11 protein-coding genes are annotated in these 8,868 nt (G+C 71.0%); 3 read left to right on the plus strand and 8 right to left on the minus strand.

The annotated features are described in order from the left end of the window. From ASG00_RS18570 to ASG00_RS12765, 3 genes are all read right to left on the minus strand, one after another. Positions 1-423, minus strand: a 423-nt coding sequence (locus tag ASG00_RS18570) for a GTPase (RefSeq protein WP_235559590.1), incomplete at its 3' end; no start/stop codon positions are given. 11 nt (positions 424-434) lie between these two features. Continuing rightward, complete coding sequence (locus ASG00_RS12760) at positions 435-1,073, minus strand: dihydrofolate reductase family protein (protein WP_056210076.1); 639 nt, start codon at positions 1,071-1,073, stop codon at positions 435-437. A 7-nt stretch (positions 1,074-1,080) separates the two neighbouring features. Then, complete coding sequence (locus ASG00_RS12765) at positions 1,081-1,833, minus strand: class I SAM-dependent methyltransferase (RefSeq protein WP_056210077.1); 753 nt, start codon at positions 1,831-1,833, stop codon at positions 1,081-1,083. A 102-nt stretch (positions 1,834-1,935) separates the two neighbouring features. Here ASG00_RS12765 and ASG00_RS12770 point away from each other — a divergent pair, with 102 nt between their 5' ends. After that, positions 1,936-2,523, plus strand: a complete 588-nt coding sequence (locus ASG00_RS12770; protein WP_056210079.1) for an exonuclease domain-containing protein — start codon at positions 1,936-1,938, stop codon at positions 2,521-2,523. Between the two features lie 31 nt (positions 2,524-2,554). Then, positions 2,555-3,739 (plus strand): DNA recombination protein RmuC, encoded by a 1,185-nt coding sequence (locus tag ASG00_RS12775; RefSeq protein WP_056210082.1) that lies wholly within the window; start codon positions 2,555-2,557, stop codon positions 3,737-3,739. Positions 3,740-3,784: 45 nt separating this feature from the next. Here ASG00_RS12775 and ASG00_RS12780 read toward each other — a convergent pair whose 3' ends face one another. Both ASG00_RS12780 and glpX read right to left on the minus strand, forming a co-directional pair. Continuing rightward, the gene (locus ASG00_RS12780; protein WP_045248694.1) at positions 3,785-4,006 is read right to left on the minus strand and encodes a hypothetical protein; all 222 of its coding nucleotides are present in this window, start codon (positions 4,004-4,006) and stop codon (positions 3,785-3,787) included. 111 nt (positions 4,007-4,117) lie between these two features. Continuing rightward, a complete protein-coding gene (glpX, locus tag ASG00_RS12785) occupies positions 4,118-5,107 on the minus strand; it encodes a class II fructose-bisphosphatase (RefSeq protein WP_045248693.1) in 990 nt (329 codons plus the stop codon). Positions 5,108-5,265: 158 nt separating this feature from the next. On the opposite strand from glpX, the gene fbaA reads away from it, so the two are divergent. Continuing rightward, positions 5,266-6,297: a class II fructose-bisphosphate aldolase gene (gene fbaA / locus ASG00_RS12790; protein WP_045248692.1), complete on the plus strand. Its 1,032-nt coding sequence runs from the start codon at positions 5,266-5,268 to the stop codon at positions 6,295-6,297. Between the two features lie 146 nt (positions 6,298-6,443). On the opposite strand, the gene ASG00_RS12795 is transcribed toward fbaA, so the two are convergent. Genes ASG00_RS12795 through ASG00_RS12805 form a run of 3 tightly spaced genes read right to left on the minus strand, consistent with a single transcriptional unit; the run spans position 6,444 to position 8,654 of the window. Next, positions 6,444-7,016: an MOSC domain-containing protein gene (locus ASG00_RS12795; RefSeq protein ID WP_156454749.1), complete on the minus strand. Its 573-nt coding sequence runs from the start codon at positions 7,014-7,016 to the stop codon at positions 6,444-6,446. 11 nt (positions 7,017-7,027) lie between these two features. Next, complete coding sequence (locus ASG00_RS12800) at positions 7,028-7,624, minus strand: DUF6264 family protein (RefSeq protein WP_056210355.1); 597 nt, start codon at positions 7,622-7,624, stop codon at positions 7,028-7,030. Further along, positions 7,617-8,654, minus strand: a complete 1,038-nt coding sequence (locus tag ASG00_RS12805) for a 4-hydroxy-3-methylbut-2-enyl diphosphate reductase (RefSeq protein WP_056210357.1) — start codon at positions 8,652-8,654, stop codon at positions 7,617-7,619. Before ASG00_RS12805 ends, ASG00_RS12800 begins: the two co-directional genes overlap by 8 nt. Positions 8,655-8,868: the final 214 nt, after the last annotated feature.

The following is an 8,868-nucleotide window of genomic DNA, read 5'->3' on the forward strand; positions in this document are numbered from 1 at the left end:
CTCGAGGGTCTGCAGGTCGGCGAGCATCAGCTCGGCACCGATCGTCTCGAGGTCGGCCTGCGGGTCGACCTTTCCGTCGACGTGCACCACGTCGGCGTCGGCGAAGCCGCGCACGACCTGCGCGATGGCGTCGGCCTCGCGGATGTTCGCGAGGAACTGGTTGCCGAGCCCCTCCCCTTCGCTCGCGCCGCGCACGATGCCGGCGATGTCGACGAACGACACCGAGGCGGGCACGAGCCGCTCGCTGTGGAACACATCCGCGAGCTGCTGCAGGCGCACGTCGGGCAGGTTCACCACGCCGACGTTCGGCTCGATCGTCGCGAACGGGTAGTTCGCGGCGAGAACCTGGTTCTTGGTCAGGGCGTTGAAGAGGGTCGACTTGCCGACGTTCGGGAGTCCGACGATTCCGATGGTGAGAGCCACGGGAGTTCAGTCTACGGGCGCGGATGCCGCGACTCGGCGGCATCGACCCGCCAGCGCATGAGCACGTTGCCGCTTCCGGTCCACGTGCGGGTCTCGAGCAGCTTCAGCGCGACGGCCGGCTTGGCATCGAACAGCGGCACGCCGGTGCCCGCGATGAGCGGGAAGGTGACGAGGTGCAGCTCGTCGACGAGACCGGCGTGCATCAGGTCGTTCCACAGCAGCCGCGACAGCAGCACGAGGATGCCGCGCCCGTCCCGTCGCTTCAGTGCGGCAACCTCCGCACGGGCCTCGGCCCGACGCACCACCCGCGCCTGCGGATGATCGGCGAGGTCCGCCTCGGACACGGTGTCGGAGACGATGACCACCTCGATCGTACGGATGAGCGCGGCGAACTCCCGCCGGATCGCGGTGGCGGCGGCATCCGATTCGACCGACCGCCAGTACGCGAGGTTCTGCAGCGCCGACCGCCGTCCCGCGAGCAGCAGGGTGTCGCTGGCCCGCATGAGCGCGGTCGTGTAATGGTCGAACGTGTCGGCGCCCGCGTAGTCGGGGTGCTGGTGCGCGAAGAACGAGGCGATGTCGTGCGTGTCGTCCTCGTAGCGCCCGTCGACGGTCACGAAGTTGCAGACGGTGAGAGGGCGGCCGGTCATCGTGCGCTCACGGCCGTCGCGCGCGGAACGCGTGCGTGCGGTACGGAAGGTCGATGGTGCCGCCCGCGGCGAGCTCGGGACGCTCGGCGAGCACCGCGGCGAAGCGCTCCTCGATGGCCCCGCGATCGGCCGGGCTGGCAGTGATGATGTAGCTGCGCGAGCGCATCATCGCCCACAGCTGCTCGGCGGTCATCGGCCGAGCCCAGTCCCACACCTCGGATTCGAGACCGTCGAACGGCGCCTCGACCCTGGGGCCGCCGGCATCCATCATGTTCTCGGCGTTCGAGCCGTGCATCACCTCGGTCATGCGACGTACCCACGGGTCGCGATCGTCGCGCAGGTTCCACACCAGTCCGAGCACACCTCCGGAGCGCAGCACCCGACCGATCTCGGCCGAGGCGGGCGCGACGTCGACCCAGTGCCAGGCCTGCCCCAGGACGACGGCGTCGACGGATGCCTCGGGCAGCGGCAGCTGCTCGGCGGTGCCGACGAACGTGGGAACCCCGGGGACGGTGTCGCGCAGCTGCGCGAGCATCGCCGGATCGGGGTCGATCGCGACGACCTCGGCGCGACCGGCCGCGACGACGCGGGTGAGCTTCCCGGTGCCAGCGCCGACGTCGGCGACGCGCAGCGGGCGGTCGCCGTCGAGCGCGGGCTCGAGCATCCACCCGACCGCCTCCCACGGATAGTCGGGTCGCCCGGCCTCATAGGTCCCCGCCACCGCACCGAACGAGGTCGACATCTGGTCTCTGCCTGCCATGTCTGCGACCCTACGCCGGGGGCACGACGGCCGCAGCGCGACATCCGCCCGTCGTCGGCGTGGCGCACCGGACGTCCCGGCGCGCGGGCGCACGGTAGGAGCGTGGCCTTGGACTTCACCGCGATCGACTTCGAGACGGCGAACTCCTCCAGTGCGTCGGCGTGCGCCGTCGGGCTCGCACGCGTGCGCAACGGACGCATCGTCGAGACCGCGGGCTGGCTGATCCGCCCGCCCGCCGGCCACGACCGGTTCTTCGAGATCAACGTGGGCATCCACGGCATCCACCCCGACGATGTCGAGAGCGCGCCGACCTGGACCGAGCAGCTGCCCGCTCTCGCGCGCTTCACGGGCGACGACGTGCTCGTCGCCCACAACGCGGGCTTCGACATGGCGGTCATCCGGCGCGCCTGCGAGGCCACCGGTGACGCGTGCCCTCCGGCCCGCTACGCCTGCAGCGTGCAGGTCGCGCGCCGCGTCTACGACCTGCCGTCGTACCGTCTGCCGGCCGTCGCCGACGCGACCGGGTTCGGCCCGTTCCCCCACCACGATGCGACAGCGGATGCCGCGGCCTGCGCGCACATCATGGTCGACGCCGCCCGACGCCTCGGCGCCGGTGACATCGACGAGCTCGCCGCGCTCGCGGGCGTGCGCATCGGCACCCTCGCCGAGCCCGCCGCCGTCGCCGCCTGACGATGTCGGCACCCTCCCCCACACTGTGACCATGGATGTCGCCACCGTCGTGATCGCGATCGTCGCCGCCGTGATCGGCGCGGTCGTCGCGTGGGCCGTGGCATCCGCCCGGCATGCCCGCGCCCAGAGCGACCAGCGGGCGCGGGTGGCAGCGGCGGAGGCCGCCACCGCGGCGGCGCGGGAGGAGCTCGCACACGCGCGCGCCGAGCTCGAGACGCGCGACGATCGCGAGCGCCGTGACCAGTCGGTGCTGCGCGCGCTCGCGCCGGTCAGCGAGACGCTGCACGTGATGCGGCGCCGGGTCGACGAGCTCGAGCGGGAGCGTCAGACGCAATACGGCTCCCTGGCCGAGCAGCTGCGCCGCGCACAGGAATCGGATGAGGCGCTGCGCGCGACGACCGAGTCGCTCGCGAGCGCGCTGCGCTCGGGCGCCACACGCGGCGTCTGGGGCGAGACGCAGCTGCGTCGCGTCGTCGAGGCAGCGGGCCTCACCCGCCACGTCGACTTCGACCTGCAGAGTTCGCTGTCCTCGGATGCCGGTGCGGGCCGTCCCGACATGGTAGTGCGCCTTCCCGGCGGCAAGGCCCTCGCCCTCGACGCGAAGGTTCCGCTCGACGCCTACCTCGAGGCATCCGTGATCGCGCTGACCGCGACCGGCGACGACGGCGAACGCCGCCGCACGCTCATGACGCGGCACGCCCGCGCGGTGCGCGCCCACATCGACGCCCTGGCGAAGAAGGCATATTGGGCGGGCCTCGACGCGAGCCCCGAGTTCGTCATCTGTTTCCTGCCGAGCGAGTCTCTGCTGGCCTCGGCCCTCGATGAAGACCCCGCCCTGCTCGACTACGCGTTCACCAGACGGGTCGCGCTCGCGTCGCCCGTGAACCTGTGGGCGGTGCTGAAGACGGTCGCCTTCACCTGGACGCAGCAGGAGGTCTCCGCCGAGGCACGCACCCTGTTCGACCTGGGATCGCAGCTCTACGAGCGGCTCGGCGGTCTCGCCGGGCACGCCGACTCGCTCCGCCGAGCCCTCGAGCGCACTGTCGACGCCTACAACGGTTTCGCCGGTTCGCTCGAGTCGCGGGTGCTCGTGACAGCGCGCAGGTTCCCCGGGATCGACGAGACCAAGCGCGACGCCGTCATCGCACCGGCACCGATCGAGAAGTCGCCGCGTCGGCTCACCGCACCTGAACTGCTCGCGGCGATCGACGACTGACGGCGCCCGCCGAAGCGACCGTCCGAGCAGCTGGCGACGAGTGGCTCAGGCTCCGCCGGGCACGAAGTTCATGAGCGCGATCACGATCGCCGAGATCACGACGAATGCGCCGATGGGCCACCACGCACTCATCTGCTCGCCCTCGGGGCGCCGCTTGCGCAGCAGCACGTCCGGCCGTCGCGCCGGGTCGACCGCGGCGGCGACGACCTTCATCGCACCTGTCTGCGGAGTCGCGGAATCGGGAGTGGAACCGGTGGGTGCCGACATCCTCTGTCCCTTCACGCAAGCCCGCCCGCGTGCGCGGGCGACGGTCTCATTCTGCCAGACCGCCGCCGACGCACCGGGTCGTGTCGCCGTGGCAAACGTCGTCGAGGACCGTCAGAGCCACTTCGAGGTGAGGTGCTCCGAGGAGATGCGGCGGAGGGTTCCCGATGCGCCGCGCAGCACGACGCTCTCGGTGTAGATGTGGTCGCCCTCGCGACGCACACCGCCGACGAGCTGGCCGTCGGTGACTCCGGTCGCCACGAAGATCGTGTTGTTTCCCTTGACCAGGTCGTCGGCCTCGTAGACGAAATCGTCGAACTTGAGCCCGGCGTCGAGACCGCGCTGCTTCTCGTCGTCGTTGCGGGGCCAGAGGCGCCCCTGGATGTGGCCGCCGAGCGCCTTGATCGCACAGGCCGTGACGATGCCCTCGGGGCTGCCGCCCACACCCACGCAGATGTCGGTGCGTGCGTTGTGCCGCGCCGCGTTGATGCCGCCGGCGACGTCGCCGTCCGACATGAGGCGGGTGCCCGCACCGGCCTCGCGGATCTCCTCGATGAGACGCTCGTGACGATCGCGGTGCAGCACCGAGACGACGATCTCCTCCACCGGCTTGCCGGTCGCCTTCGCGAGGCGGCGGATGTTCTCGCCGATGGGCAGGCGGATGTCGACGACGCCGACGCCGGCAGGGCCCGTGACGAGCTTGTCCATGTAGAACACGCTCGACGCGTCGAGCATCGCGCCGCGGTCGGACACGGCGATGACCGACAGCGCGTTGTTGCGTCCCGCGGCCGTCAGCGACGTGCCGTCGATGGGATCGACGGCGACATCGCACTGCGGGCCGCGACCGGTGCCGACGTGCTCGCCGTTGAAGAGCATGGGGGCGTTGTCCTTCTCGCCCTCGCCGATGACGATGACGCCGTCGAAGTTGACGGTGCCGAGGAACGCGCGCATCGCGTCGACGGCGGCACCGTCGGCCGCTTCCTTCGCCCCGCGGCCGATGAACGGCACCGACCGGATGGCGGCGGCCTCGGTGGCACGGACGAGCTCGAGAGCCAGGTTTCGATCGGGATGCAGCGGGCTCATGTCCGCGGTCAGACTCACCATGGACGCCAGCCTATCGATCGAAGTGTGTCGAACCCCGCCGTTTTCGGCGCTTGAGCCCCGAAAGATCGCCGCTTCTTTCGCACGGCGGCGGAGCCGCGGCATCCGGGCCCCTTCGCTAGAGTTGCGCATGGAAACGACGCCTCACTCAAGGAGCCCCCATGCCCGTCGCCACCCCTGATCAGTACGCCGACATGCTCGACCGCGCGAAGGCCGGCGGCTTCGCGTACCCCGCGATCAACGTGTCGAGCTCGCAGACGATCAACGCCGTCCTCCAGGGCCTCGCCGAGGCGGGCTCCGACGGCATCCTCCAGGTGACCACCGGTGGCGCCGACTACTTCGCCGGCCAGACCGTCAAGGCCCGCGCCACCGGCGCACTGGCCTTCGCCAAGTACGTCACCGAGGTCGCCAAGAACTACGACATCACCGTCGCCCTGCACACCGACCACTGCCCGAAGGACGCGCTCCCCGGCTTCGTGCTGCCCCTTCTCGAGGCGTCCGAGGAAGAGGTGCGCGCCGGTCGCAACCCGATCTTCCAGTCCCACATGTGGGACGGCTCCGCGGTGCCCCTCGACGAGAACATCGACATCGCCGCCGAACTCCTCCCCCGCCTCAAGAACATCCACGCCATCCTCGAGATCGAGGTCGGCGTCGTCGGCGGCGAAGAGGACGGCGTCAAGCACGAGGGCACCAACGACGCGCTCTACACGACCGTGGGTGACGTCACCAAGGCCGTCGAGGCCCTCGGGCTCGGCGAGAAGGGCCGCTACATCTCGGCCCTGACCTTCGGCAACGTGCACGGCGTCTACAAGCCCGGCAACGTCAAGCTGCGCCCGGAGCTCCTCGGCGAGATCCAGGCCGGCATCGCCGAGAAGTTCGGCACCGGCCCCAAGCCGCTCGACCTCGTCTTCCACGGCGGCTCGGGCTCGACCCCCGAGGAGATCGCGCTCGCGGTCGCGAACGGCGTCGTGAAGATGAACATCGACACCGACACGCAGTACGCGTTCACCCGCTCGATCGCCGGCTACATGTTCTCCAACTACGACGGCGTGCTCAAGCTCGACGGCGAGGTGGGCAACAAGAAGGCCTACGACCCGCGCGCCTGGGGCAAGGTCGCCGAGTCGGCGATGGCCGTGCGCGTCGTCGAGGCCACGCAGCAGCTCGGTTCGGCGGGCAAGTCGCTCGGCGCCTGACACGATCCCGCGACGCCCCGCTCACTTCGGTGGGCGGGGCGTCGTCGCGTCTCCGGCTCCCCCGTCGACGGTGCACGCAGCCCTGCCCATCGCCGGGGTGCGTCACGCTCCGGCGCCGAGCCGGGTGACCGCGGAGCGACCGGCCGTCAGAGAGCGGATGCCGCGGCCCGCGCGACGCCCGGCACCCCGTCGATCACGGTGGGGGCATCATCCGGCACCGACAGCACCGTGATCTCATCTCCGGCCGCGATCTCGCCCGGCGTGAGCACGCGCAGGTAGGGGCCGAGACGCCCCTCGCGGGTGAATCGCTTGACCCAGCCGCGCTCGTCGTCACCGCCGACCCACCGCGCGAATGTCTGGCAGGGCTTGCGCGGCGACGTCACCTGTACTTCGAGGGTCGCGCCGATGCGCCAGACCTCGCCGACACGCGCGGCGTTGACATCCAGCCCCTCGACCCGCAGGTTCTCCCCGAAGAAGCCGGGCGCGAGCTCTCGGCCGAGCTCGCCCTCCCAGAACCGCGCGTCTTCTTCGGCGTAGACGTAGACGGCCTGGTCGAGGCCGCCGTGATGCTTGCGATCCGCCTGCACATCGGCGTAGACGCCGTAGGGACCCACCTTCACGGGGCCCTCGACGGGCCGCTTGTCGATCGCCGTCACGCCCACCGTGCCCGCATCGGGACGCAGGTCGTGCACGACGCAGACGGCGATGACGCGAGGCATGGCGGTCTCCCTCAGGTGGCGGTCGGACTCGGCGCGATGACGCCGACGCTCTGGATGGCGGTGAGGAAGGCCGGGTCCGACAGCAGCGGCACGACGACCAGGAACGACGCGAGGATGTTGATCACGGCTCCCGCGACGAGCGGGATCCAGAAGGCGAGGCGCCCCGAACGTGTCACGGCCCAGGAGAGCACGAACGTGGCGAGCCAACCGACCCCGAGCACGACGGCGGCGGCGATGCCCCAGGCGCGACCCGACGCGGGCACCGGAAGGTCCGATCGAAGACCCATGACCTGCGAGAGCGTACTGACGAAACCGGTGAAGTCGACGAACTGCGGAATGGCGCTCAGCACGGTGACCAGCCCGTAGCCGAGCAGCACGAAGGTCGCGACGCGGTCGATGAGTCGAGGCCGCCGCACCGCCGCGCCGCTGACCGGCGCCGGGGGCGGAAGGACGGGAGGCGCGGCCGGCGGCGGCGGCGGCGCGATGCCGTCCGACAGGTGGTCGGTGACGGAGGGCTGACGGATGCGGGCGCGCTGTTCCTCGGGCGTCGCGTACTCGCCGAACTGCGGGCGCGGGCGCTCCTCGGGGGACTCCTGCGGGTCACTCACGGCCGGATCGCCCTCCCAGTGCCCGGGCGTCGCGGCGACCCGTGGCATCCTGACGCAGTTCCTTCGGCAGCGAGAACAGCAGGTCCTCCTCGGCCGTACGCACCTCTTCGACGTCGGAGTAGCCGGCGCCCGACAACTCGTCGAGCACCTCCTGCACGAGCACCTCGGGAACGGATGCCCCGCTGGTCACCCCGACGGTCGCGACGCCGTCGAGCCACTCCTGCTGCACCTCCGACGCGTAGTCGACGCGGTACGCCGCCTTCGCGCCGTGCTCGAGGGCGACCTCGACCAGCCGCACGCTGTTCGACGAATTGGCCGATCCGACGACGATCACGAGGTCCGCGCCCTGCGCGACCTTCTTGATGGCGACCTGGCGGTTCTGGGTGGCGTAGCAGATGTCGTCCGACGGCGGATCCTGCAGCTCGGGGAAGCGCTCGCGCAGACGCCGCACGGTCTCCATCGTCTCGTCGACCGACAGCGTCGTCTGCGACAGCCACACGACCTTCGACGGGTCGCGCACCTCGACGGCGGCGGCGTCGGCGGGCGAGTTCACGATCGTCACGTGGTCGGGCGCCTCGCCGGCGGTCCCCTCGACCTCCTCGTGACCGGTGTGGCCGATCAGCAGGATCTCGAAGTCGTCGCGTGCGAACCGCACCGCCTCGCGGTGCACCTTGGTGACCAGCGGGCATGTCGCGTCGATCGCGACGAGACCGCGATCGGATGCCGCGTTCACCACGGCGGGCGACACACCGTGCGCGCTGAAGACGACGTGCGCCCCCTCGGGCACCGCGTCGACCTCGTCGACGAAGATCGCCCCCTTGCTCTCGAGCTCGCGCACGACATGGATGTTGTGCACGATCTGCTTGCGCACGTAGACCGGGGCGCCGAACCGCTCGAGCGCCTTCTCGACGGCCACGACGGCGCGGTCGACACCCGCGCAGTAGCCGCGCGGGGCGGCGAGCAGCACCTTCTTGACGCCGTCGACCGGGTTATCCTGAAGGCGCCCGCGACGGCCCGGAACACGGGGCACAGGCAGGGAGACGGCGGCGGAGGTCACCCGTCGAGTCTAATGATCGACGCCTGGGAGGGCGCGGGAGGATCGCATGGCCAGGTTCGAGCCCGAGCTCGCCCCCGGCGAGACCCCTCCGCCGGCGTCCGTGCACCCGAGGGATGCCACGAAGGATGCCCCGACCTCCGTCGGGCGCTTCAACCAGACCATCCGCGACTTCGTGTCGGCCTGGGGG

Source organism: Microbacterium sp. Leaf351 (assembly GCF_001423825.1).
Lineage (GTDB): Bacteria > Actinomycetota > Actinomycetes > Actinomycetales > Microbacteriaceae > Microbacterium > Microbacterium ginsengisoli.